Source organism: Sporomusa termitida (genome assembly GCF_007641255.1).
Classification (GTDB): domain Bacteria; phylum Bacillota; class Negativicutes; order Sporomusales; family Sporomusaceae; genus Sporomusa; species Sporomusa termitida.
In genome coordinates this window covers 1,670,112-1,692,538 of sequence record NZ_CP036259.1, presented here as the reverse complement: position 1 = coordinate 1,692,538, position 22,427 = coordinate 1,670,112, and the positions used below count along the sequence as shown (strand labels likewise).

Annotated in this window: 31 protein-coding genes and 1 riboswitch; of the genes, 6 read left to right on the top strand and 25 right to left on the bottom strand. The window is 46.2% G+C overall.

The annotated features are described in order from the left end of the window. Positions 1-19: 19 nt before the first annotated feature. The 12 genes from SPTER_RS07535 to SPTER_RS24630 form a co-directional block, all read right to left on the bottom strand. Entirely contained in the window at positions 20-1,033 is a 1,014-nt protein-coding gene (locus SPTER_RS07535) for a hypothetical protein (RefSeq protein ID WP_211367515.1), read from the bottom strand. A gap of 34 nt (positions 1,034-1,067) precedes the next feature. After that, positions 1,068-2,201 carry a DNA polymerase III subunit beta gene (gene dnaN / locus SPTER_RS07530; RefSeq protein WP_144349786.1) on the bottom strand — a complete coding sequence of 378 codons (1,134 nt, stop codon included), beginning with the start codon at positions 2,199-2,201 and terminating at the stop codon, positions 1,068-1,070. A 68-nt stretch (positions 2,202-2,269) separates the two neighbouring features. Beyond that, entirely contained in the window at positions 2,270-2,542 is a 273-nt protein-coding gene (locus SPTER_RS07525) for an AbrB/MazE/SpoVT family DNA-binding domain-containing protein (RefSeq protein ID WP_144349785.1), read from the bottom strand. Beyond that, a complete protein-coding gene (acpP, locus tag SPTER_RS07520) occupies positions 2,539-2,781 on the bottom strand; it encodes an acyl carrier protein (protein ID WP_144349784.1) in 243 nt (80 codons plus the stop codon). Before acpP ends, SPTER_RS07525 begins: the two co-directional genes overlap by 4 nt. A 15-nt stretch (positions 2,782-2,796) precedes the next feature. Continuing rightward, positions 2,797-3,021 carry a DUF6011 domain-containing protein gene (locus tag SPTER_RS25855; protein WP_425474361.1) on the bottom strand — a complete coding sequence of 75 codons (225 nt, stop codon included), beginning with the start codon at positions 3,019-3,021 and terminating at the stop codon, positions 2,797-2,799. Further along, positions 2,990-3,334, bottom strand: coding sequence for a hypothetical protein (locus tag SPTER_RS07515; RefSeq protein ID WP_170233190.1), 345 nt, complete (start codon positions 3,332-3,334; stop codon positions 2,990-2,992). Before SPTER_RS07515 ends, SPTER_RS25855 begins: the two co-directional genes overlap by 32 nt. Beyond that, positions 3,327-4,214 (bottom strand): recombinase RecT, encoded by an 888-nt coding sequence (locus SPTER_RS07510; protein ID WP_246105525.1) that lies wholly within the window; start codon positions 4,212-4,214, stop codon positions 3,327-3,329. Before SPTER_RS07510 ends, SPTER_RS07515 begins: the two co-directional genes overlap by 8 nt. A 12-nt stretch (positions 4,215-4,226) precedes the next feature. Beyond that, entirely contained in the window at positions 4,227-5,159 is a 933-nt protein-coding gene (locus SPTER_RS07505) for a YqaJ viral recombinase family nuclease (protein WP_144349780.1), read from the bottom strand. Further along, positions 5,104-5,334 (bottom strand): hypothetical protein, encoded by a 231-nt coding sequence (locus SPTER_RS07500; RefSeq protein ID WP_144349779.1) that lies wholly within the window; start codon positions 5,332-5,334, stop codon positions 5,104-5,106. The genes SPTER_RS07505 and SPTER_RS07500 overlap by 56 nt, the downstream gene beginning before the upstream one ends. A 64-nt stretch (positions 5,335-5,398) precedes the next feature. Continuing rightward, complete coding sequence (locus SPTER_RS07495; protein WP_144349777.1) at positions 5,399-5,713, bottom strand: helix-turn-helix domain-containing protein; 315 nt, start codon at positions 5,711-5,713, stop codon at positions 5,399-5,401. A 99-nt stretch (positions 5,714-5,812) separates the two neighbouring features. Beyond that, a complete protein-coding gene (locus tag SPTER_RS07490; protein WP_144349775.1) occupies positions 5,813-6,169 on the bottom strand; it encodes a LysM peptidoglycan-binding domain-containing protein in 357 nt (118 codons plus the stop codon). Between the two features lie 27 nt (positions 6,170-6,196). Next, the gene (locus SPTER_RS24630) at positions 6,197-6,337 is read right to left on the bottom strand and encodes a hypothetical protein (protein WP_170233189.1); all 141 of its coding nucleotides are present in this window, start codon (positions 6,335-6,337) and stop codon (positions 6,197-6,199) included. Between the two features lie 539 nt (positions 6,338-6,876). Here SPTER_RS24630 and SPTER_RS07480 point away from each other — a divergent pair. Both SPTER_RS07480 and SPTER_RS07475 read left to right on the top strand, forming a co-directional pair. Continuing rightward, entirely contained in the window at positions 6,877-7,104 is a 228-nt protein-coding gene (locus SPTER_RS07480; RefSeq protein WP_144349772.1) for a helix-turn-helix domain-containing protein, read from the top strand. A gap of 319 nt (positions 7,105-7,423) precedes the next feature. Further along, positions 7,424-8,803, top strand: a complete 1,380-nt coding sequence (locus SPTER_RS07475; protein ID WP_144349771.1) for an MFS transporter — start codon at positions 7,424-7,426, stop codon at positions 8,801-8,803. A gap of 2 nt (positions 8,804-8,805) precedes the next feature. On the opposite strand, the gene SPTER_RS25850 is transcribed toward SPTER_RS07475, so the two are convergent. Further along, positions 8,806-8,985, bottom strand: coding sequence for a helix-turn-helix domain-containing protein (locus SPTER_RS25850; protein WP_425474360.1), 180 nt, complete (start codon positions 8,983-8,985; stop codon positions 8,806-8,808). A 184-nt stretch (positions 8,986-9,169) separates the two neighbouring features. Here SPTER_RS25850 and SPTER_RS07465 point away from each other — a divergent pair, with 184 nt between their 5' ends. The 4 genes from SPTER_RS07465 (at position 9,170) to SPTER_RS07450 (ending at position 12,398) form a co-directional block, all read left to right on the top strand. Then, complete coding sequence (locus SPTER_RS07465; protein WP_144349769.1) at positions 9,170-9,562, top strand: helix-turn-helix domain-containing protein; 393 nt, start codon at positions 9,170-9,172, stop codon at positions 9,560-9,562. A gap of 151 nt (positions 9,563-9,713) precedes the next feature. Continuing rightward, positions 9,714-10,046: a hypothetical protein gene (locus tag SPTER_RS07460; RefSeq protein WP_144349767.1), complete on the top strand. Its 333-nt coding sequence runs from the start codon at positions 9,714-9,716 to the stop codon at positions 10,044-10,046. Positions 10,047-10,051: 5 nt separating this feature from the next. Further along, on the top strand, positions 10,052-10,504 hold the full coding sequence (locus SPTER_RS07455; protein WP_144349765.1) for a hypothetical protein: 453 nt from the start codon (positions 10,052-10,054) through the stop codon (positions 10,502-10,504). Between the two features lie 418 nt (positions 10,505-10,922). Continuing rightward, positions 10,923-12,398, top strand: a complete 1,476-nt coding sequence (locus SPTER_RS07450) for a recombinase family protein (RefSeq protein WP_246105524.1) — start codon at positions 10,923-10,925, stop codon at positions 12,396-12,398. A gap of 16 nt (positions 12,399-12,414) precedes the next feature. Here SPTER_RS07450 and SPTER_RS07445 read toward each other — a convergent pair whose 3' ends face one another. The 12 genes from SPTER_RS07445 to cybH all read right to left on the bottom strand — a co-directional run bounded on the left by SPTER_RS07445 (position 12,415) and on the right by cybH (position 22,232). After that, entirely contained in the window at positions 12,415-12,873 is a 459-nt protein-coding gene (locus SPTER_RS07445) for a sigma-70 family RNA polymerase sigma factor (RefSeq protein WP_144349761.1), read from the bottom strand. A gap of 395 nt (positions 12,874-13,268) precedes the next feature. Further along, positions 13,269-13,865, bottom strand: a complete 597-nt coding sequence (yyaC, locus tag SPTER_RS07440; RefSeq protein ID WP_144349760.1) for a spore protease YyaC — start codon at positions 13,863-13,865, stop codon at positions 13,269-13,271. Between the two features lie 68 nt (positions 13,866-13,933). Further along, the gene (locus tag SPTER_RS07435; protein ID WP_144349759.1) at positions 13,934-14,503 is read right to left on the bottom strand and encodes an HDIG domain-containing metalloprotein; all 570 of its coding nucleotides are present in this window, start codon (positions 14,501-14,503) and stop codon (positions 13,934-13,936) included. 67 nt (positions 14,504-14,570) lie between these two features. Next, complete coding sequence (locus SPTER_RS07430) at positions 14,571-15,416, bottom strand: metal ABC transporter permease (RefSeq protein WP_144349757.1); 846 nt, start codon at positions 15,414-15,416, stop codon at positions 14,571-14,573. Positions 15,417-15,430: 14 nt separating this feature from the next. Further along, positions 15,431-16,162 carry a metal ABC transporter ATP-binding protein gene (locus SPTER_RS07425; RefSeq protein ID WP_144349755.1) on the bottom strand — a complete coding sequence of 244 codons (732 nt, stop codon included), beginning with the start codon at positions 16,160-16,162 and terminating at the stop codon, positions 15,431-15,433. Positions 16,163-16,362: 200 nt separating this feature from the next. Continuing rightward, positions 16,363-18,087 carry an ABC transporter ATP-binding protein gene (locus tag SPTER_RS07420; protein WP_170233188.1) on the bottom strand — a complete coding sequence of 575 codons (1,725 nt, stop codon included), beginning with the start codon at positions 18,085-18,087 and terminating at the stop codon, positions 16,363-16,365. 117 nt (positions 18,088-18,204) lie between these two features. Beyond that, a complete protein-coding gene (locus SPTER_RS07415; protein ID WP_144349752.1) occupies positions 18,205-18,873 on the bottom strand; it encodes a C40 family peptidase in 669 nt (222 codons plus the stop codon). 4 nt (positions 18,874-18,877) lie between these two features. Continuing rightward, a riboswitch (cyclic di-AMP (ydaO/yuaA leader) is annotated at positions 18,878-19,014 on the bottom strand. A 98-nt stretch (positions 19,015-19,112) separates the two neighbouring features. After that, positions 19,113-20,072, bottom strand: a complete 960-nt coding sequence (locus tag SPTER_RS07410) for a glycosyltransferase family 2 protein (RefSeq protein ID WP_144349751.1) — start codon at positions 20,070-20,072, stop codon at positions 19,113-19,115. Between the two features lie 149 nt (positions 20,073-20,221). Then, positions 20,222-20,581, bottom strand: a complete 360-nt coding sequence (gene aroH / locus SPTER_RS07405; protein ID WP_144349749.1) for a chorismate mutase — start codon at positions 20,579-20,581, stop codon at positions 20,222-20,224. Between the two features lie 85 nt (positions 20,582-20,666). Continuing rightward, complete coding sequence (locus SPTER_RS07400) at positions 20,667-20,990, bottom strand: hypothetical protein (RefSeq protein ID WP_144349748.1); 324 nt, start codon at positions 20,988-20,990, stop codon at positions 20,667-20,669. Positions 20,991-21,015: 25 nt separating this feature from the next. After that, positions 21,016-21,498: a HyaD/HybD family hydrogenase maturation endopeptidase gene (locus SPTER_RS07395; RefSeq protein WP_144349746.1), complete on the bottom strand. Its 483-nt coding sequence runs from the start codon at positions 21,496-21,498 to the stop codon at positions 21,016-21,018. Between the two features lie 11 nt (positions 21,499-21,509). Continuing rightward, positions 21,510-22,232 (bottom strand): Ni/Fe-hydrogenase, b-type cytochrome subunit, encoded by a 723-nt coding sequence (cybH, locus tag SPTER_RS07390; RefSeq protein WP_144349745.1) that lies wholly within the window; start codon positions 22,230-22,232, stop codon positions 21,510-21,512. Positions 22,233-22,427: the final 195 nt, after the last annotated feature.

The following is a 22,427-nucleotide window of genomic DNA, read 5'->3' as shown; positions in this document are numbered from 1 at the left end:
TCAACACCTCCTTATTGTCCTAAGCCCCTGCCACCATATCGAATAAGTCTGTCTGCTCATATACCACATACTCGTCTTCCCACTGAACCCCGATATAATCTAGGACTTTTCCCCAACCCATGGTATACATCCAGAAATGCCATTCCTTAAGATTATCCTCTCTCAGCCGGTCAAATCGGTGAGGCCGTGGCTCAAAATGGATGCCGAACCCGCACATATTGCAGCCGGTCCGCTGGGCCCTTGTGGTGTAAAGTGTACCGTCATCTTTACGTTTGATTTCACCGTATATTCTGGGCACCGGAACATTGAGGTCCAAAGCCAGTTGCAGCAAGTCTTGCCGGCTAAAGATGGCGAACGGGCAGGAACGAGTAACAGTTTTACCATAAAGGTTGCAACCATGCTTAACCAGGGCAAACCTTCGCTGACCACCCTCGCTGGCCATCAGGCCCATATAGGGGCTACGGCCAGTTTCTTTTGCATAGTTATCGGCCGGTTTTTCCTTCATCCAATAACAACAATCTGGGCTTACGCTAAAAGGTGCAGTTTTGTATTTGGTGCCATACTGCTCATTCTCAGGACCGCCAAACAGCCAAAGCCATTTCATTGGCAGTTGCATTCTACTGCCGGTTTCCTTAGTCTTAAAGCCGCCATATTCCCCCGTTTCTCCCGTCATAATTGCATGGCGTACAGTAGCATTCTCCGGAGTAGGATTTTGCAACGCCTGAATTTTACCGGCCTTTTCCTTTGATAGTACGGGATAGCCATGTTCACGAATAACCTGTGCCTTATTTTTCAACGGCCGCAGCATTACAAAGTTAGCAAAGGTCCTATGGATTGCACTAATACTCTTATCTTCAAGGCACGATACGCTGACACCGGGAATGTCTTTGGAGACTTCCTTGCGGAGAAAGGTTAGCAAGGTAAGGCTATCTAACCCGCCGACACTGCAAAACACCTCTCCCTTTAACCGGTTGTAAAACTCCCATGCCATGTTATAGGCGTAATTGACCTTTGCCTCATACGGTAGGCTCATCTTTTGCAGAAACTCTTGTGGTGTCATCTCATTCTCAACTTGCCGCCTGCGCTGGAGCTGGCCCCATACTTATGGGGCTAACGACATAAATGTAATCAGCTTCAGTCGTGCCAGTTATACTTGCAGGCGCCTTCGTGCTTGTCAGAGACAGGACCACCTTATCACTAGCAAGCACTTTCAGGCAATCACTGATTTGCGTCCCGTGAAAACATATCTCCATTGACTCGCCTTCGATCACAGCCGGTATTTCTTCACGAGCGGCCCCTTTATCCGCCTTGCTTGACCTGATATGGATCATGTCGGTATCCATCGTGATATAGATATTGTTTAGCGTGAAATCTTTTTGCCGCTCCAGGCCTATGAGCGATAGCCGTTCAATTGCTTGTACCAACTCCATCCGATCTATACGTATTGTTGCTACCGGACTTTTGGGAATAACCCGTTCTATATCAGGAAAGGTACCGGTAATGATCCGGGACTCATAGCGGATACTATCGGTCAGGAAAACCACTTTACCGTTGTCCCAAAAAGCAGAAACCTCTTTGTCTCCGTCTACCAAAGAAGTAATCTCCCCTAAGGCCTTGGGAGGCAGAATAACTGCCCCCTCGCCCGCCATAGCAAAAACTAACCGAGCCAACCTTTTTCTATCCGAAGCGATAGCCGACATAAACCCGTCTTTGATGTGTAAATACACCCCTGAGAATACGGGGGACGTTAGTTCCGTCTGCATAGTTGCAAAAGCTACTTTTTTCTGAACTTCATGCAGCATTTCAGCCTTAATGTAAACCGGATTGCCGTCAGCTTTGACCTCAAGTTCTGGGTAATCATCTATATCCATTGTTAAAATGTCATATACAGCCCGACCACTGATCACGGTCAACATCTTATCTTTTTTTCTAGTGGTTATCGTAATGTCTTGGCCGGGCATCCGTTTAATCAACTCATGAAACAGCTTGCCTGAGACCAATACCGTCCCCGGCTCTCTTATCTCTGCTTCGGCAGCATACCGAATCGAGGTTTCAAAGTTAGTCGCCGTAAACTGCACCTTGTCACCATCGGTTGCTATCAATATCCCGGAAAGAATCGGATTAGGAAGCCGGCCGGAGATTATCCTGTTTACTGCCTGGACCGCTCGCTCCAGCTCCTTGCCGTTGAACCGGATTTCCATCAAGATCAGCCTCCTTAAATAAATTCATGGTTATCGGTGGATGCACTTCCCCGCAGTCCGGGCACTTCTTAGGCGCATCGTTCATTTTCAGATACCTTCGGTTTCCCGGCCAAGGCACTTAGGCAGCCCTGGCACACGTTTTTACCTTTAAAAGTTGCAATATCTTTCGCCTCCCCGCAAAAGATGCAGGCCGGCTGATACTTCCGGAGGATGATCCGGTCACCTTCCACATAGATCTCCAGAGGGTCTTTTTCTTCGATATCCAGGGTCCTACGTAACTCACGGGGAATCACTATCCTGCCAAGCTCATCAACCTTGCGCACTATGCCTGTCGATTTCATGCGGCTTCCCCCCGTTCTTTCTTGATATAGTCAACAACCATTTGGACAGCTTTAAGGTTCAATGCGACATCATCCGGAATTTCAATACTGAACTCCTCTTCATATGACATAGTTAACTCAACCATATCAAAAGAATCTGCGCCCAGGTCGGTAATAATATTGGCATCCATCGTGACTTCAGCCGGATCGACGCCAAGCTGTTCAACAATAATCGATTTTACTTTGTCAAACATACTCACTGTAATTCCTCCCCACTATTTCATATCAAGTAATCGCTTCACGATCTTATACTGCTCTGTAAGACTCAAGCCGGGAGTAAAGAGCCGGCTCGGCAGCTCAAACTCCAATTCTAATTGTCTGGATATCGGCCGGGATGGCGCCGGGTTCTGAGCCTGGCTTGCCGCCCAGCAGACCGGCCCGTAACTGCGGTCGATGGATAACGGGTCTTTAAGTAGCCGTCTGCATCGTTTGCATTTCATCACACATAGACCTCTCACGGGATTCTAAGAAACGAAGTATTCTACGTCTTGCAACATCCATGCTTAATCCATACACCATGCCGACTGCTTTCCATGTCTCTCCGCCAGCACGCATATTGACCATATCCTGGACATCTGACTCGCTTAACACATTAAATTTCCTATCGCCGGCATAGCGTCCCCGGGCAAGGTGTTCAAATGCGGTCTCTATTGTTATAAAGCGCGGACTCATCAGGGCAAGTGCAAAAGCGTACCAATTCTCTGTCACGCAACCTGCACCTCCACGGATTTTGGTTGTATTGCCATTACGCATTACCTCCGATAGCAGCCGCCAGGATTTCATCATCAGTAGGCTGGTCATCAACCACAACTCCTTCGGCATCAATCGTCGCACCGTCCGTATATTCAAACGAGGTATTGCCATCAGCATCCTGACTTACCACCGCCTGGTCAGCTTGTAGGCTTGTCTGCATTTCTATGGATAATATGCCATACTTGCTCAGCAGCCGCTTTAAGACCGTTTTAATAGCCATGGCATGAAAATCATCAGCCCACTTACCAAACCCTTTTTTATATGTCTGGCTGAATTTTTTAGCGTGCCTTTCGATTTCTCCCTTGGTCATATACAAGTACTTTTCAAAGCCATTTAGTAACTTAAAATAGGCCATATATCCGACAATTTTGTCTGACGTCTGTTCGCCAAACTCAACCTCGCCGGTAAAGCGGTTAATGCCTTTGATCTCGCCCTCATAAACCTCGCAGGCATTAATCGTCTTGTACTGACCGGTACGCATTGCCAGCTGAATATATCCCTTATAACCAAGTTGAAACTGCGCTTGGTTAACCCAAATTTCCGAGCCATCCGGCAGTTTCTTTTTGGTGTTATATGGCACGATGTAAGCAAACCCCAGATTAGGATCAACCGGCAAATCCAAGGCCGCGGCTATGGCGCCGGCCGCAATAATGGTTTGCGGTTCCGCTTTTTGCAGTTGAGCATTGCCGTTAGTTACCGATATCAGGCTGGACATGAAGCCGGCCGCTTTTTTGCCAAGCAACTCTTCAAACCGCTTGCGCACGTTGGCATTGCCGAGCATTGCCTTTAAACCAACTTCTTTTTCCCCGGCGGCCGGAGCATGATTAGCCCCGGCCATTCTATTTACAAGAGCAGCATTGCTGCCGTTAACACTGGCCACTGTCATTCCTCCCTACTTCACGCTAAACCGCCGCGACGGCTTGCCTTGCTTAACATACCGCTTGTATAGTTCAGGGTGCTCTGTCCTAAACAGTTCGGTGTCAAACCCGATCCTGCCAGCCACATTAGACCACTTCACTAAACGCTCACCGGACCGGCCCCGCTCGTCATCGCCCAGCATCTTGATCAGCGCATTCTGAGCCTCTTGTTTGCGCTCCTTGGCAATTTTTTCCTCTTTACTGGCCTGTTCATATTGACCAATCCACAACTCAGCTGTTTCATGCAGTTCTACCTCGCGGCCATTGGCCTCTGGATACATCCTTAGCAACGCATCTGTGCAGGCATTAGTGCCATCGATCTGCGGCATAGTGCCGTTTACAACGTGTTGCCAAAACGCTTCTTCTATCTCTATCAGGCGCTGAATTAATTCTTCGTTGCGCTCAATTAGTTTATATATGAACCGATTGCCACCGATCAGGCAGGCAATCCACCATGCCTCATATCCGGTCACGGCCATATAATGCTGGCACTGGATATAATAGGCGTCCGGCAATGTGTCGCCGTCCCACTCTGCCCGCATAAATGCATTGGTAGTCTTACACTCCAAGCCTATTTTTGAGCCGACTATCTCCCGGTCTATATTGGCTAACATAAAAGTATGTACCGGATGCTGAAGGATTGCATTGCGCCGGCGGACTTTTAACCCAGTCTGAATCGTAAATTCTCCGGCAACCACATCTTCAAGTTTTGTACCCCAGTATGCTGCCTCTCCCGGCTCCTCGTCCGGGACTTGGCTAGTTTTTTCCAGCCACACCCCTACGGCGGACTTCCACCGGCTAACCCCGGTTACCGCCGCGGCGTCGCTGCCACCTATTCCCCGTTTTCTAAGCTCAAGCCACTCGGCCCGACCAATGTCTGCCGTCTTGGCCAATATCGACACACTCACGATTCTTCACCTCGAAACTAAATTTCAGGTATCCGTCATCATCTACAAGCTCGTCCGCCTGCAGGTTATCTAAGCACAAACCGCATACGTCCAGCGGCTTTCCGTCTTTGTCCTCAACAAAACGGATATGTTCGGGCACATAACTTTTGCAAATATCGCAGTATTCACCGTACATTTTAACGCCCTCCAATTGACTGCCAATAACCGGGCATGGTACAATGGCAATGATATAATTTGTTTTAACTTACTTCGTCTGTGTTGGCGCACAGGCGATTTTTCTTTTTTCCAAGACTAAACTTGATCTTGCCGAAACGAAACATAATCAATTCGTCATTGCAATCGTGGATTTCATCAAGCTTTCGCAATTCATCCGGCGTCACGTCTCTTTTCCCAGCTTCGGTTCGTTCGTAAGTCCTCTCACTCATATGCGCTTCCTGCGCTACGCGCCAGGTCGGCAAGCCACGGTATAGCCGGAGACCACGCAATATCCCGGGTAAAGTTTTCGGCAATCCCTGCTCCGCCAAAAATGGCACTAACTCCGTCAATTTTGGCATCCCCTCTCACCTCCTTTTCGTGAGATAATAGTCATGAAATCAGGAGCCTCCTTGTGTCTGTCACCCACCTCCATTCGCCCTGCCGTTCTCCCGGTAGGGCTATTTTTCTTCGACCCAGTAGTTGATCTTGAGCTTGTCCCCTGGCCGGATTAATCCATGAGGATAGCGATTTTTAAACACCTCCTCCCAATTCAATTGAATAATACCTTCGCGGAATTCCCGAACATCCCGCCTAACAGAAGATTTTTTGATAAACTGATAAGATATAACATCTAAGGTATCGCCCGTGACTACCGTGTAAGTTTCAGTCACCAGCCTCCCTTTTGCCACCGGTTCACTGTTGCCACAGCTGACAGCCAATACAATTACAAGCCAAGCCATTAAAGAAATCGTAAAGAACCTCTTTTTGTCCACTCCCTCACCCCGCAAAATTGTAATACCTAGCGGCAATTTCACGAACCTTGACCATGCGGCTATTAACTGCTACTCGCCGCCGATAGCAATCATAACCCCGGCGACACACCGGCCGGCGTTTATTTCTTCTGACGATAAGATCCCAAACCGACAACTCCTTTCCGCAGTTTGTGCACCGCATGCCGTCACCCCCGCTTGTCTATATTTCAATTAAGCCGAATTACTCGGCCATGAGCATTAAAAGCCGCCGTTGAAGAATCTTTGTCAAATCCACACCTAAATTAATTTTAAGCCGCTCCTCAACAGGTAAAGAGTTCCAAGCAGTCCAGGCAGCTTTATGCAGATTTACAAGTACTAGCTCCTTTTGTTCCTCTGACATTGGCGGAGGCGCTACCACATGCACAGTGCTTTTACCAAACTTATAAGTGGCCGCGTATTTCGGTTCCATACGATCACCTCTAGCACTATGTATATGCCGGCGATTGCCTGGGACGGCCCTGGTAACTGCCAAAATCCTCCCCTCCTCTTACTTTTGTTTTATGTAGTATTTTCTGGAAATAATTGGTTTCTGTTCTCTATCTGCTGCGACGCAGCTCGGTGGCGCTACCGATCTTCGGCAATAGCGGTTTAGGTTCAAATCCTTTCTCCAAAATCCACCTATTTTTTAATCCATATTACAGGAATTTACATTCCATCTAGCGAAAATCCACTAAATGGAATTGCCTACTAAAAGAAGGAGTTTCTTTAATATGTTTGTGAAGGCTTTATTTGGCTCTAGACTCCGTGAATTAAGGGAATTTCATGCAATTCCAGCCAAGCAATTTGCTGATACCTTTAAGATTCACAGAGCTTCCTTGAGTAATTTGGAATGCGGAAAAAAGTCCCCTAGTATTGATCTAACTGTTGCTTTGGCCGACTACTTCAATGTCAGTCTTGATTATTTGGTTGGGCGAAGCGATAAGCCGGAAAGGAGGTAACTGTGGATGCTATATGGATTTCATTATTAGGCTTAATTATCAGCCTAGGTGTTATTGGGTTTTTACAGTAATCAAAGACTAGACAAAAAAGCACATAACGAGAATCCCAGGCTAAAACCAATCAAAATTAAAAAGAAAACATCTTTTTTATCATTTAGGCGATTCATATTGCGTATCACACCCTCCCTTACCCCGTCCTCGAAATACTAGCTGGCTGTTGGTTATCCCTGTCCTTATTGTTTTTTAAATTAACACTCTCACTCTGTTCGTTCTGGGACCACTATTTTATTTGGCTGACAAAGCCGGATAGGAGGTAATTATGGAAATCATCAGCGCCCTATCTGTACCTATTATGATTCTGAATATGTTTGGCGGTATAATCGCAGGTATTTGGCTTATTATCATTGGGAAATGGGCACCTGTTGGAATAGCCATTGCAACTGCACTTGTGTCATCCTTTGTAATCGGTTTTGCTATGCTTCCTGCAATGATCTTCTCTATACCGGCTGCAAAAATGATAAATAAGGGCACTGGATTTATAGGTTATTTTCTTTTTTTCTGTTCAAGTGTCTATGTTTTCGGTGTTTTATGGTATTGGTCAATTTTTATTTTTGGAGTTTATGTCTCGTATATAGGTCCAGGCGGTACCGGAATAATTCCGCTAATGATCATGGCCTATTCTGTTGCTACGGCACCCGTTGGACATTTGGCTAGTAAAGAAAGTGATTCTCCCGCTACCATGATTGCAACCTTTTGTACGATGGTAGGCTGTATGGTGTTTATGTTATCGCTGATATTTAACATCCACCCCGAAACAGGAAATCTCGTTTTTATAGGCATAATGGCATTGGGAGTTTTTGCACAATTAATAATGATTGTTCAAGTTTCTACAGCCATGAAAATTGACGAATGCAGTGATTATATCGAACACCCTTGCATTCCTAAAACAAAAGAAGATGTTTTTGCCGAAAGATATGAGCACGAACAATCTAAAGAATATCCAAATATATCAATAGATTTTAGTGATATACCACTAATGGAAGAAGAATACGCTAAATGGAAATACCACAAAGAGATTGCCACTCAAAACAAAAAACAAATAACCACAAACGACGTATCATTTAATTCAAATGAGTTGCCATTACAGTTAGATAAACCGAAACCACTCGAATTAATAGATTTATTTTGGGTTTGTGCTTTACAGGAGGCGGGAACTACTCTTTATGAAAATATTGCTACTAGTCCTAGTATATCTGGCAAAATCATTTGGGAGTCTAATCAAGGTGCAACTAATGTACTGAAAGCATATTCTCTTATTTCCTTGAAAAAAGTGTATCTAACTACCAATAGTGATATGCCTTCACCTCAAACATGGGACATTCTTATTTATATCAACAAGGTGATAATTTCTCAAAATCGAAGTCCGTTTGCTATAAATCAAGAATTGTTCGGAGAGTGGACAAAACTTTCTATTAAGAATTATTTAACCTATCAGGGAGTTCCCTATAAAGTTAAACTTGAAAATGGCAGCTTTGACCATGGAGCTAAACTACTTGAACTTGATTTTGATAAGTCAAGACTTTGGTTGATATATATGTGGTCGTTTGGAGCTAATGGAAAACTTGGTAATATTCGAATAATTATCTACCCTTCGGAACAATTAGCCAAGCAAGATGAAATATGGTCAGATATTAACTAAAACTACCCTGTCCTCGGCAGCGTGGTTTGATCTGGACCGCCGATTAGCTCGCCAACTGAGACCTTTAAAACCGTTGCTATAATCACTAATTGTTCAAGGTCAATTGATGTAATTCCATTTTCCTTTCGGCTTACTTCTGCTTGAGAAACGCCTAGAGCAGAAGCTAACTCTTCCTGTCCAATACCTTTTGAAATTCTTATTTCCTTAATTTTATTACGCTTGGCGTTTATTTTACCTCACCCCCTTACGTATTAAGTATATACCTAATAAGTATATACTGTCAATATAAAAATACGTGTAACGTAGTAGTTTTTTAATGAAAATAAGTTTATTATATACTTGACACGTATATAAGGAGAAAAAGCAATGAAAATAGGGTTACATCTAAGAGAATTAAGAAAAAAGAAGAATTTGACAGCCAAAGATATTGCTGACGCTACAGGCGTAGAAGTCCCTACTGTGACCAGATGGGAGAATGGATCTATAAATATCCCTAGTTCTAAGATAGAGCAGTATCTAGAGTTATTAGAAATCCCTATTGATACTCTATTTGAAAATGCACATGAAATAATTGACCATGCCGAGAAACTGGATCTCAACGAAGAACAAAAACAGATTTTAGATAAGTTTAAAACCTCAACTGATGATAATAAAGATGAGAAAATCCAAGAGTTACTACAAAAATTTAAAAGCCTCTCGGCAGAAAACCAAGAGGCTTTAGACAAAATCATGAATTCAATTATTGCTCCTCGTCGATAAGGCTTTGTAGTAATACTAATACAAAAAAGTCCTTTATTGGCCTAATATCATCTTCGCTTAAATTGTTATTGGGTCTATCGTCGTCAGCAATACTACCTTTCCTCTCCACTAACTCTCCCTCCAATCAAATATATATAAGTGAGTTGATAATATGAGTGAACAACTTAATCAAATGCACTCCATGCTCGAACAATTAATTAAAATGGTTGGCAACAATAATGCTTCCATCGAAGAACTTCGCCAGGATGTCACCACTTTGAAGCAGGACGTAACTATTTTAAAACAGGATACAACTACTTTGAGGCAGGATATTACCGATTTAAAGCAAACCACCGAACAAGGTTTTACCGATATTGTCAATATGGTCAATTTACTTGGCGAAAAAACCGAAACCATATCCCGTGTGGAAGCTAAACTTGATGCCCTGAATGACCGGACCTTCGAACATGAGGCAGACATTCGATTGCTTAAAAAAGCGAGGTAAAACCAATGAGTGAACAACTCTTAAAACAAATTATTTCTCAACTAGATAAAATGGACAGTCGGCTTGATCGAATCGAAACTGATGTTTCGGAGATCAAACCCGATGTATCTAATCTTGAAGGTCAGATGCTTGAAACTAATCAAATCGTTAAAGCTGTTCGGCATAACACCGAATTTATTAGTGCTGAAGTTAACGGCTTAAAGGTTACTACTGCTAACTTGGAAGCCGTCAAAAGAACAGAGAAAATGCTCACTATTATGAATGCTAAAGTAGCTACAAAGGACGATGTCGCCGAACTAAGAACTCACGTAATCGATGAAATCGATGCTATTCGGACGGAACTAAAAGAAAATATATCTCAGATTGAAACTAATATTCGCGATGATATGAAGTCGTTATTTGAGATTGCTGGCGAGCATGAAGTTAAAATTCGTACTTTAACCAGAAGGCCAGTTTAGTCCCTGATTCAAACCGCATCGAATATATGTTCGATATTTATTATACTCCTTTTTCCTGCTTTGGACAACTACCGAACGTTCTTCATAATGCGCTATAATTCGACAAGCAAAGGAAAACACCGCCCTTATGGACGGTGTTTACGGACTATTGCAAAGCTTGATAGCCATGCGCCTCATCTCCTTATTGCTTAGTATTTATTTAATTCTAGCATAAAGCGCAAAAGCCCGAAAAAAGTGACGCCACCTTTAAAAAAATACTGTGTTACCGCTTGCCCGGAAGGGCATTTTGTTATACTACACCTTAGAGGTGATACCATTGCGACAGAGGCACACTCGCACAGATTTAGAGCCAGCTACCTTCTACCTCCGCAAATCGCGTGAGGACCGCGAGGCAGAAGCCCGCGGCGAAGGTGAAACAATGGCCAAACACAAACGGGACCTATTCAGGCTGGCCAAAGACTATAATGTTAACATCACCCATGTTTTTGAGGAAGTCGTATCTGGTGAAAGCGTTATTCACCGTCCGGAAATGATGCAATTACTTAAAGAGGTTTCCGAAAATAAGTGGCGTTCTGTCTTCTGTGTGGAGATTGACCGTCTTGGCCGTGGCGATATGGAAGACCAAGGGCTTATTCTGCGGACCTTTAAGCAGTCAAAGACGCTGATTGTCACCCCTCGCAAGGTGTATGACCTAAACGATGAGTTTGACGAAGAGTACACTGAGTTTGAAGCTTTCATGGCGCGTAAAGAACTGAAGATCATCACCAGGCGTTTGCAAGGTGGCCGGATACGTTCAGTTGAGGACGGCAATTATATTGGCACCAGACCGCCATACGGCTATCTGGTTGAAAAAAAAGAGCAGAGCAGGGTATTAGTACCCCACCCCGAACAAGCCCCTGTAGTGCGGCTAATTTTCGATTTATACGCTAACGATGATCCTAGTATTAGAATGGGATCTAATAAGATTGCCACGGAACTAAATCGCTTAGGGCATGCGACTTACACCGGCAAGCCCTGGGAGCCATCGACAGTTCTTTTTATTCTCAAGAATGAAGTCTATACTGGACAGTTGCAATGGAAAAAGAAAGAGCAAAAGAAATCTAAAGATCCCAACAAAAAGCGCGATACCAAAACACGCCCCAGATCAGAGTGGATTGATATAAAAGGTAAACATGAGCCGCTTGTGTCCAAAGAACTTTTTAACAAAGCTCAAGCTATTTTAAAAGGTAAATACCATGTTCCCTATCCGATGATCAATGGAATCACAAACCCCCTGGCCGGCTTAGTTAAGTGCGACATGTGCGGCGCATCTATGATTTACAGGCCTTACTCACACCAGAAATACCCTCACTTGATGTGCTATAACAAGCAATGTACCAATAAAAGCAGCCGCTTCGAATATGTCGAAGTCAAAGTAATAGCGGGATTACGCGCCTGGCTGGAAGAGTACCGTACTCAGTGGGGCAAAACCAAGCCGGCTGAAGAAAAAGATAATGTCATAAACATTAAGAAAAAGGTCCAGCAGAACCTTACCAAAGAACTAAAAGAGCTGGTCCAGCAGAAAGAGAGATTGCACGATTTATTAGAACGCGGCATATACGATGAAGCCACTTATTTAGATCGGTCGCAAAATCTCTCCGAACGAATCAGCGAAGCCGAGAAGAATATTGCAGATACGGAAAAAGCAATTAGAAATGAAACCAAACGCGAGAAAGCCAGGAAGGATATTATCCCTAAATTAGAAAAGGTACTTGATGTGTATGATAAAACCAAAGACCCCGCAATTAAAAATCAAATGCTAAAATCTGTTCTTGAAAATGCCACTTACCGAAAAGAAAAGCACCAGCGCGACGATGATTTCACACTGGTGCTATACCCGATTTTACCCAAGTAATTCGCGGCTTAGAGAGTCAAAACAGATAAACAGTAAGTGTTAACTCATTGCCCTCTTTATCGACGCCAATAGGATCATACAGACTAACTTCGGTCCGGATACGGCGAGTGCTCCTTAAGTGCATGAGGATTTCATTTTCAATACACCGGGCCGCATATGTAGCCAACCTGATTTTCTTGGATGGATCAAATGTGTTGATGGCTTTAATAAGGCCAATTGTACCAATGGAAATAAGGTCATCAACATCTTCACCGGTGTTGTCAAATTTTTTGACAATGTGTGCTACCAGTCTCAGGTTCCGTTCAATCAGGACATTGCGAGCGTCTTCATCCCCACTTTTAAGCCGTTGCAGATAAACCTGTTCATCTTTTTCCGATAACGGCAAAGGAAAAGTATTGTTGGCGATGTAAGACACTAACAGGGTGATGCCTTTAATTACCGAAGCTGCCAATACCATAAGAAACGAAAGGCCCATTCAGTCACTCACCCCCAAAAGTCTGTCGGTTAAATTTTATGGGCGGGACAAGCTGAATGTGCCTGGCAGCAAAAAATATTTATTGGATCCCTTGCACCCTGTCCGCAAGTAGCATATAATCCAGATAAGAATAAATGCTAAGTCGGGGAGTGTGGATGGCTGTGGAACGTTACATTGCCGATATTGGCTTGTTTTTTGCCGGGACCTTAATTATCCTGTATATGTTGTGGAACAGATTATTTCCTGAGGACTGAAGCAATTCTGAAAAAGCGGGCTTGTCACTTTACGTGAGCAAGCCCGCTTTTTATCCCTATCAACATGTATAAAAATTCAGGCTGAGTCTTGACTTCTACCGGTGTACTGAAGGACTTGGCATAGCCGGTTTTCTAACTTTGTTATTTGGCAGCAGACTGCGTGCAGGCCGGCATGGCCTCGACCATTGCCGTATTGACGCAATCAACAAGCGCCTCGCTGATCGCTTTGCTCAGTTTCATTACTTTTGACAAGGGGGTGCTTTGCAGGTCAAGATAACCGATCTGGCTCTGGGCATTGACTACCCCAATTACCGAAATATCACCGACAGTGGGCAGCCTGTTGCCCACCGCAATACCTGCCGCCAGCCCGCCCTGCCAGATCTCAATATTGCCGATTTCATGTGCTTTCCCCAGACAGGCATCAATGGCAATGATCAGCGGGTGGTGATAACGGTGATTAATAATGTTTACAGTTTCAACAAAGTTACCGGCATGAACCGGATGATCAAGTGTTCCGTAAACACTGCAGTCCGTGTGTTCTTCGAGCTGAGTGCCGATAAGCGGCCCCAATGCATCGCCGGTATAACGGTCAGAGCCGATGCACAACGCCACAAGGGGCCTTATGGCATGGCCCTCCTGGCATTTTAAGAGCATTATCAGATGTTCATAAATTTTCCCCCGGATGTTGTCAGTGTCATAAAGATTAACGGTAAGCTTATTCAGAATATTTTTGGCCATTATCCCTCTCCTCTTAGCTGTCCTCATTAATCTTTATGCACCGCCTCTCCGGTTTATGTTTAATTCCGTCAGCCTACCAGCGGCAGTTCCTGATATTCAGGCTTTTTAACCGCCTGTGCCAAAGCTTTCGTAACAAATTCAACATGTTCTTTTAGTTCGACGTCCATCGCTGCGGCACTGGTGATTATGGTTTCACGGTTAACCGCACGGGCAAAGGCTTTGTCCTTCATTTTTTTCATTACCGATTTTACTTCCAGATTGTCCAGATTCTTATCAGGACGCACCAATGCACAGGCAATAATGAAACCGGTCAATTCATCAACTGCCAGCAGTGTTTTTTGCAGCAGCGTACGTTCCGGTTCCCAGTCGCGGGCGTGGCTTTCAACATCGGTGACAAACTGACCGTCATAGCCGGCAGCACGCAGGATTTCCCCGGCATGGTTAGGATGATCATGAGGATATTTTTCGAAATCAACATCATGGAGCAAGCCTATGGCACCCCAGTATTCAATATCCTCACCAAATTTGGCGGCATACGCCCGCATAGCAATTTCGACTGCCAGGCAGTGCTTTAACAGCACCTCGCTTTGTACATGCTGTCGTAATACCCCCCAGGCTTGTTTTCTGCAGGTATCCAAGGTAAAGCCTCCTTATTATGTATAGTAATTTATCCTAATTATACCAAATTAAACAGGTTGCATTCAGTTATGTGTAAGATTGTGTCCGTCGGACGGAGCGCCATGTATACCTAAGGCGGCGGGCAGCGGCAATAAGAATATAAAAGATTATAACCGTCATAATGATAGAACCGCCCGGGGCAATGTCCAAATAAAAAGCCGCCGTCAGGCCGCCAACAACAGCAAGGACCGCCAACCCTACCGCCCAGGTCATGGTAGCTTTAAAACCCTTTCCCAGCTGCTCCGCCGCTGCCACCGGCACAATCATCAGCGCGCTTACCATCAGAATCCCCACCACCATCATGCCTGTAACAACCGTTATGGCAGTAACAATACTTAATGCCATATTGACGGCATCGGTACGGATACCGGCAACCCTGGCCACCTCTTCGTCAAAGGCAACCAGCATCAGCCTGGTAACATTAGTGAAAACAAAGGCCAGCACAACCAGGCCGCAGCCGGCAATAACCATTACATCCTGCCAGGAGACTGTTAAGATGCTGCCAAACAGAAACCCTAGCAAACCTGCGCTGGGCATCCGGGTAATAGTGCTAAAGATGATGGCTAAGGCAATGCCTGCATAGAAAAAAACAGCCAAAGCCGTATCAGCCATCTGGGCCCGCCGGCGCCGTACCAGTTCAATGCCGGCCGCGCCGGCAATTGTCAGCACAAAAGCGCCGGCCGCCGGATAGATGCCGGCCAGATAACCGCCGGTCACGCCGGCAAAAGCAATGTGTCCCAGCCCGTCACCAATCATGGCCTGGCGGCGCACAACCACAAACATCCCCAGCAGCGGGCAGATAATCGCTGTAATCATACCGGCCAAAAAAGCCCGCTGCATAAAATCATACTGAAACATCTCTAGAAATGGCATAGTAGGCCCCCTCCTTAACCGGTAAATCCGGAATAATACCATAAATGCTGCATACTGGCGTGACTGGAGCGGAATTCTTCACTGTCGCCAAAGAAACACAGATGCCGGTTAATGCAGGCCACTTTGGCAGCAAAACGGGTCCCGTTCTCGATATCATGGGACACCATGATAATGGTAATGCCCAGGGTACTGTTAAGCTGGCCCAGCAATTCATAGATCCGGCTGCTGGCAGCATAATCAATACCACTTGTTGGTTCATCCAACAATAACAGCCGCGGCTCACCCGCCAGAGCCCGGGCTACCATCACCCGCTGCTGCTGGCCGCCTGACAGTTCACCAATCCGGCGGCCTTTTAGCTGCTCTGCCCCCACCATTTCCAGCATCTGGCCAACAAGCTGCTTATTAGCAGCCGCTTTTAACCGCCCCCGCATGCCGACAAACCCCAGGGCAACAATCTCCTCGACAGTCGCCGGAAAGGCTGCCGTATTCTGAGAATAATGCTGGGGTACATAGGCCATAATTCCCTGCCGGGCGGCAGACCGGATGCTGCCATTATCAATCAGGACCTGGCCCGCAGCAGGTTCAATCAGGCCGGCAATAATTTTCAACAGCGTGCTTTTGCCAGCCCCGTTTGGTCCTACTGCTACAACAAATTCTCCTTGCTGTACAGTAAAGGATATGTTGCTCAGAACCATTTCCGAATTATTATAACCAAAGGTAATATTATGCAGTTTAACTTCAGCCATATTAGCCTCCTCAGCCAGCGTTGTGCTCGTTTCGTACTCTACATAAGAATATTCCTATCTAGATGTTATCAGTCTGACTGGCATCTGTCAATTCTTGCCGCAGTTACTAAGACAATGCTACGAAAAAATACAGCGGCCAATCTATTACTCTCCCAATAAAGACTGGCCGGCAGAATGGTGTTATGATTATTACCAATATTTTACTCACTTATGCAAAATTTGCCAAGCTCATAGGCCCGGGCATAGGCACCACCCTGAGCGATAAGCTCCTGATGGGTGCCGGTTTCGGCGATCCTGCCGCCGTACAAATACAGGACCCGGTCAGAGGCCATAATGGTAGACATACGATGGGTAATGATAAACGTGGTGCGCCCGGCTCCGGCCTGTCTGATTGCAGCCATAACCAGCTTTTCCGTATGGGCGTCAAGGGCCGCAGTCGGTTCATCGAGGAGTAATATGGCCGGCTCGGTGATGATGGCCCGGGCGATTGCGATGCGCTGCCGTTGACCACCGGAAAGGTTGCCGCCTAATTCGCCGACCACAGTATCATAACCTGCCGGCAACTCCCGAATAAAATCATAGGCATTAGCAAGCCTGGCGGCCTGGTCAACCTGACTCATTGTGGCCGCCGGCCGGCCATAACGGATGTTTTCCAGTATTGACATGTTAAATAATATCGGTTCTTGCTGAATAAAACCAATATGCCTGCGCAGGGCACTAATTTTAAGCTCCCTGATATTAATACCATCCAGCAAGACAGCTCCGCTCTCCGGGTCATAAAACCGCAGCAGCAGATTGGCAAAGGATGATTTACCGGCCCCGCTCGGCCCCACAATGGCAATAACTTCGCCCGGGTACGCGGTCACATTAATATTGTTGAGCACCGGTTGCCCTGGCTGATACGCAAAAGAAACATTCCTGAACTCTACCCGTCCCTGGGCCTGGGCCAGCTCCAGACGGCCGTCTGCCACAGCCGGCCTTTGTTCATTAAGCAGTCTGCTAATCCGTTCCCAGGCGACCACTCCCAGTTTAAGCTGAGTCAGGCCCTGACTAATTTTGCGGACAGGCGCCGGTACATTGATAATGTAGACAAGGAAGGCAAACATGCCGCCGACGGTAAGGTCCCCGTTAATAACCTCCCGCCCGCCGTACCAGACAATAATGGTTAAACCAATAGCAGCCAGAAATTCAACCAGCGGCTCCAGAATCGCGCTTAACCGCTGGGCCTTGAGCAAATCACCGGCAGCCAGCCGGATCTTATCACTAAATTTTCGATATTCATAATCTTCCCGGGCATAACTCTGCACAATCATAACTGCTACGACCGACTGTTGAATAATGGCCGTCACTTTGGCCAGGTGATGTTCCACAAGCGCCCCCAGGCGGCCTATTTTATGATTAAAACCGCTGATTGCCACAATAATAAACGGTAAAGTGCCAAAGGTAACCATTGCCAGTTCCCAGTCAAAATAAATCATGATTGCCATAATAGCCAGCAGATTAAGTGACTCGACAATAACGTCAGGAATACCTGCCGTAACTGCCTGCTGGATAAACAAAAGATCATTGGTAAATAATGAGAGGATCTCTCCCGAAGGCATCTTCATATAGTAGGCATAATCCAGTGACTGCAGTTTATTAAACATATCCTCGCGCAGCCTGGCCAGCATTTTATTACCGGCTTTAGCCATGCCATAACCATAACCATAGGAAAACAAACCGCGGATAAGATAGAGGAGGACAATTCCAACCGTAATAAAGTGTAAAAATGCAATATTACCGCCAGACAACGCATCATCAATCAACAGCTTCACAACCAACGGTGCCGCTAAACCGGCAGCACTGGCGATAACAAAACAAACTACCGCTGTTAAAGCCAGTAGCCAATAGGGAATGATAAATTTTCGCCAGTAAAAACTAAACATAATATATCTCCATGGCATAATCGGGTGACCACTTCTATTGTGGCAAATCCATTTATAGAATACAAGCATTATTAAATAAAAAGGGGAAGGCCGACAATTGCCTTCCCTGCTGTCAGTTTACATCACCCTGCGGGCACCAATATAGCGCGGCCCCCAGTAACTACTGTTCATGCCGTTAATAGCAACACCGCGGCTGGACGTAGCACTTATAAACTTGCCGTCGCCAAGATAGATGCCACTGTGAGATGCCCCGGCAGCGTAAGTGCTGAAGAACACCAGATCACCCGGCCGGAGCCTGCTGTGTGATACGGCCCGCCCAATCCCAAACTGCTCATCAGCCATCCGCGGCAAGTAAACACCGCTCTGAGCAAAAACATAACGTGTAAAACCCGAACAATCGAAACCATTAGGGCTTGTCCCACCAAACACATAAGGCACGCCAGTATAACGCATTGAGGTCTGAATGATCCGCCGTACCGAAGTAGTGGAAGAATCACGGCTGACAGGGATATCCCGCCCCATCAGGGCCCGATAGGTTTGCGGCCCGATTACGCCATCGGCTTCAAGGCCACGGGCCTTCTGGAAAGCCTTCACGGCGCTGACCGTCACGTCGCCGAAATCACCATCTGCCGCACCGGCGTTAAAGCCAAGGCTGTTAAGCTGTGATTGAATTGCGGCTACTTCTTCTCCCTGGTCGCCAGCTTCATATGTACCAGAAGCAAAGGCGAAAGCAGTGGTTCCAAAAAAGAGACAGAAAACGACAATGAACCCAAAAAACTTGCGCAAACTGGTTTCTCCTCTCGCTGGCCTCCGAGGTTAGCTGCCGGGTTAGGGTTGCAGGCACCCTACCGGAGACATAACAGTCTCCGGTTTCACCCCCGTAAAGTGGTTCCCCCGTACTGGAGCTGGATTCGGCTTTCTATACGCTCACTTTTGTTATATTCTGTTTAAAATTAAAAATTCCTGCCTAAAATCGTGTTTTTTTTACAATTATTAGGGCAAAAAATAAGTTTTTTCTCCACCATTTACCTGCCGTCCTTTTCCTTTTGCCGGGTGAGCTCCGCCCGGAGCCAATAAAGCGGCCGCTGTTTCACTTCCTCAAAGATTCGCCCGATATATTCGCCAATAATCCCGATGCCGGATAGCTGCAAGCCGCCTAAAAGCAAGATACTGGCAGTAATTGTTGCCCAGCCGGGAACAGCCTCATTGGTAAACAGCCGGATATACAGAACCTGCAGGGTCAGAACAATGCTGGCAAAGCCCATGGCTATCCCCACATAAAAGGCAATGCGCAGCGGGGTTTTTGAATAGGCGGTAATACCGTCAAGAGCAAAATGCAGCATTCTTCGCCAGGAAAATTTAGATTGTCCGGCAAATCTCTTGGGGGCAACAAATTCTATGTAAGTCTGCCGGTACCCGATCGCACTGATCATGCCGCGAATGAACCGGGCCCGTTCGCGGAAACGGCAGAAGCTGTCCACCACTTTTCTATCCAGTAAACGAAAGTCAGACCCCCCTTCAGTTACCTGTACATTGGACATAACATTCATCATTTTATAGAACATACCCGAAGTAAAGCCTTTAAACCAGGAAACGCCCTCTGTGTTGATCCTGACTGTTTGTACTACCTCAAAGCCATTTTCCCATTCAGCAATCAGCAGCGGAATCATATCCGGCGGATGCTGCATATCGCCATCCATGGTAATGACGGCATGGCCTCTGGCATAATCCAAGCCACAGGTCAAAGCCACCTGATGGCCGAAATTCCGGGCCATAATCAAAGCCCGTACCCGCTCGTCCGCCTGCGCTAACCGCTCTAATATCAGAGGCGTGGCATCACTTGAGCCATCATCAATAAAAATCAGCTCAAAAGAATAGGCCAGCGGTGCCATATGTTTAACAACTTCCTGGTAAAAGTTATCAATATTGTCTTGTTCATTAAATACCGGTACAACAATTGAAATCACTTGCTTACTCAGTTCCATACCCGTCCCTCCCTGTTGCCACCCATTTATTATTACACTGTCAGCCTTTGTTTGCAATAAAATTCATATATTTTAATAGCATTAACATCCGGTAGGTAATTATTAAAGCCTGCTAGGTCGTTTGACAAAGCAGGCTTTAATGCACCATTTTATAGCTTGATATCCTGGCGCAAACTCATCGCGCCATGCAGGTATACATGCCTGATATCCGACTGGCGGGTATCAGTATTCAGAAGAATTAATACCCGGATACAAAGCGGCAGCGCATCCGGACACTCTAGCTCCTGGGTGCCGAAAAGGGGCACCTGGGTCCAGCCCAGCTTTCTGGCCCCGGCCGCCGGGAAAGCCGCATTCAGGTCCGGCGTGGAGCTAAAGATTACGGCCCCGATATCCTCCGTTTCGACCGCATTTTCCTGGATGATCGCCGCAAGCAGCTCAGCCACGCGTTCAAAAATCTCTTCACGATTGTTGTCTGTAACAGTTGTTGCACCACGAATGCCGCGCAGCATAATAAACCACTCCTAGAGAAGAATTAAACAGGCCACAAGTTACACTATACGTGCAAAAACATCTTTTTCCTGCCGTTACTGTAAACTACTTGCAATTATTTTTTTTAGCTGGTTTGTTACAGCGGCAGGAAGCACACAGGTGGCACCGCCACCAGCCGCATTCGGGGCAGACGGAATTAGCCGGATTCAATTCCACATACTGGCCTTGATTGTATTCCTGCCAGCAAAAAATTGCCCCTGTTACTTTCTTCAACTTAACAGCCCGTGTATTCACCCAGAGTTTTTGACCTAAAACAGTAATTAACAGCTCATGGCAGCTTTTTTCCTGATTAAACCGGTAATCTTCAGCCGGAAAAAGCTCAGGCTCTTCCTTCAGAGTAAGAACCACATTGAGGGCACTGTAATTCACAACCCCACCTCCCGCATGCTAATACCTATGTCAGCGGCAGGCTGTTTATACGCCAGTCTTGCAAAATAGTAAGCACCCGGTCGGCAGTGGCAGCAACCCCCGGCTGCACGGCCTCACTCAGTTCCAGACCAACATCAATAACTGCCGGCTGAATACCAAGGATAACGACTTCCCGGACAGGCTGCGCCAATAGTTCCAGGGCGGCCAGAACATCCTGAATCCCCAGCTCGTGCAGCGATACCTTGTTTTTAAAATAGGCTTTAACCTCTTCATTGGCAAACTGGTACAGGTCGCCGGGGCTGCCGCCGCCGCTTACGGCATCAATGATCAGCAAACGGTCCGCGCCGGTCACAAACCGCAACAGCTCCATCCCCAGGGTACCGCCATCCAGTACCTGCACATTGTCCGGAAAGCGATAGCGCCGGGTAAGTTCCTCAACCACCCGGACACCAAACCCTTCATCCTGCATCAGGATATTACCGACACCCAGAATAATAATTTTCTCCATCGCGGCAGCTCCTATTTTGCCTGAGTTTTCTTAGTATCTGTGATATCGCCCAGGTCGTCCGGCTCTTCCTCCATATATTTAACCCCGGAGAACATGGCTGAAATCTCGCCGCCTTTTTCGGTTAAGTCAGCCCTGATCGCCATATATACATGGACAATGACAAACAGTATAATAAACCAGGCAACAAAATGGTGAATCATATGTACCATATACTCATTAATCAGCCAGTTGTTAAAAGGACCAAATATTTTCGCCAGAAACCGGTTGGGCTCAATCATGTAGTACATGGCAAAACCGGTAACGGCTTCGATGAAAAACATGAGGTACACGGCCAGATAGCCTGACCGGGCCAGCGAATTCCGTAAATATGGCCGGTGCTTGCCGCGCAGGAGCATATAATGCATCTGGGTATCGATCATCCCGGTCCAGTACAATTTGCTCCAGGGTTTGGGCAGCAATCTGTCGCCAGGATTAATAATAAAGCCATAGATCCGGGGAATAAAAGAGATTACAAGCACATAACCGGCGATAAAATGGATATAGCGGATCGTTTCCATGGACAAAACATTATTAACGGCAAAGGTTGGCTCCATTCCCTGGGTTCCCAGAAAAAAAGGATTGCCAATATAAAGCCCGGTAAGAAACAGAATAAATACACATATTACCATGACCCAGTGGAAAATCCGCGTCCACGGGCTAAACAGGTAATAGGGTTTCATAGCGCCTTGACGCATGACCGTATTCCTCCTTTTTTAGTCTACCAGAATTTATTTATAAATTCTGTGGACATAAGAACGACTATACCGAAAGGGCATCGTCCTAAAGGACTTGGCATAAGCCAAGTCTTTTCTTATCCTGATAGAAAGGTTAACTTTCCCTGGATAAAGGCAACATCGGCTTCCGCTTTCGCCAACGGCTCGGCGCAAGCC